Here is a 1945-nt window from a genome sequence, read left to right on the forward strand (position 1 = left end):
TGTGGCTGCTGGCGCACATGCGCGCATACCGCTCCTGCAGCGCCTTGTCGGCCGACGCACCGCTGCTGGCATGGGTGCGCAGCGCCCAGGGGTAGCGCGTGCTATTGGCGCGCAGCACCTCGGCCTTGTAGCCGCCACTCGACGTGCTGACCACCGCCGCCTTGCGGTCGTGCGGCAGTTGCGCCGGCTCACTGAGCTCGCCGGCAAACCCGCGATACTCCATCGCCGCCTTCAGGTCGTCGGCGCTCGACAGCGGCACCGTGTCGCCCCTGGCCTGCGGTGCACCGATCCACTGCTTGGGCATGATCGGTTGCATGCGCTCGGCGCCGAGAGATTAACCTTAGTAGCGGAAGTAGCTGTCGCCCATTGCAGGAGGGTCAGTTGGCTTCTTCTTCGCCTTGGTGATTTTTCGCAGGTTGATATTTCCAACATCCTTCCAGCCTAACAGTTTGAAGATTGGCTCGGCCATATCTATAAAAGGCAGGAAACGCTTTCCGATGCTATAACCAACCCACAAAAAAATAGCAAAGACCCCTAGGCAGCCGGTGCCGGTAATAATAAGTATGGAATCAGGGCCAATGCTTTGAGATCTCAAATATGTAAAAATCATCAATGCGCACATAATAATATTTATAGACAGCCCGGCAAGAAGAGATAGCTTTAGAACGTTTTTCCAATGAGACCTGCGGCCAGCTGAAACATGTGGATACAAAACAATGACGCGGTCCTTCGGGTCCAGCACTGCAAACCCAGTATATCCGCCGTTTGGAGCAGGCTCTACTACGACCTGAACTTCATCGCCATTTTTGAATGGCCAGTTCCACAAGACGGCTTCGACATGCTTTCCGTCAATGTCAAAGCTCACCTGACACACCGGTTCTTTCATTTCATCCATCGACATGGCTGCCATACCCGCTGCGACGCCGCTCAACCCCATGGCCGCTGCCACAGCTCCGGTCGCAGCCATTCCATCACTATCGCTTGAGCGAAAGAAAATCTCAGCAGTGGTATTTTTTTGCGTCACATTACTCAAGGTGCCCATCAGCACCATTGCATGCGCGTTGAGATTTTCCATCATTCGCTCTTTGAATTTATTTTTCTAACTAAGAATGACGAACAGTTACTTCGCCAATAGCCTTTTGAAACGCCTCATCTTGCTCCTTGAGTGATTTATAAAGCGGCCCACTCGCCCCAAATCCCAAAATCCACCCTTCGCTGATCTTTCCAAACTTATTGCTTTCACACCATTTCTCCAAGGCATCCGGCTCTATTGCGTAAACCAAAACGTCAAGAGCTATTAAGGCAACCGTCACTTGCCATCCGCCAAGCCGTAATATTCCCAAGCCGAGGCGTTTCATCGATGTCTTGACCAATATTTCCTCCCCCTCTTTGGCTGCAGCTGCTTGCAGTCCAGCTCTGAGTGAATCGAGCCAAATAACGATTGATTTGCGGCCAATAGCTCTCTCTAGAACAGGGGCGGAATATGTGAGCGCGGTTAGAAACTGTGCTGATCCAACCGCCAGCCCTATTGCGGTTTTCAGGAACGAAATGGATGCCATCGCATAATTTTTCTCAGACCCAAATCGTTCAATGTCGCCCCAATCGTAAAAAACCCCAACATACGTACCAAACCCACCCAGCCACCCACCGATGGCCTTCATCCTGGACACGCTGCGGCTGGCGTCGCCGAAGAATTCCTTGCTCACCTTTTCGGCCATGCTGGTGTACACCGACACCAGCGAGGCACCCGAGGCCACCAGGCTGCCGTAGTCGCGTGCTTGCTTGTCCGACTTGGCCAGCAGGTTGATGAAGTTCACCAGCTCCAGCACGCCGGTCAGCGAGGCCAATCGCACCGCGTTGCGACTGCTCTGGCTGGCTTGCGCCCAGCGTTGGCGCATCAGTTCGGTGCCCTCGTGCCGCTCCACATCGCGCAGGGCATACATCA

General features: G+C 54.0%; 1 protein-coding gene and 2 pseudogenes. All 3 read right to left on the reverse strand.

Annotation, left to right across the window (positions count from 1 at the left end; translation table 11 throughout):
* A pseudogene (locus tag CKY51_RS21350) lies at positions 1-316 on the reverse strand (T6SS effector BTH_I2691 family protein); the annotation flags it as partial.
* Positions 317-340: 24 nt separating this feature from the next.
* Positions 341-1075 (reverse strand): putative type VI secretion system effector, encoded by a 735-nt coding sequence (locus tag CKY51_RS21355; protein WP_152249934.1) that lies wholly within the window; start codon positions 1073-1075, stop codon positions 341-343.
* Positions 1076-1103: 28 nt separating this feature from the next.
* Positions 1104-1945: pseudogene (locus tag CKY51_RS21360) on the reverse strand (T6SS effector BTH_I2691 family protein); the annotation flags it as partial.

The sequence above is a fragment of the Xanthomonas maliensis genome, assembly GCF_009192945.1.
Lineage (GTDB): Bacteria > Pseudomonadota > Gammaproteobacteria > Xanthomonadales > Xanthomonadaceae > Xanthomonas > Xanthomonas maliensis.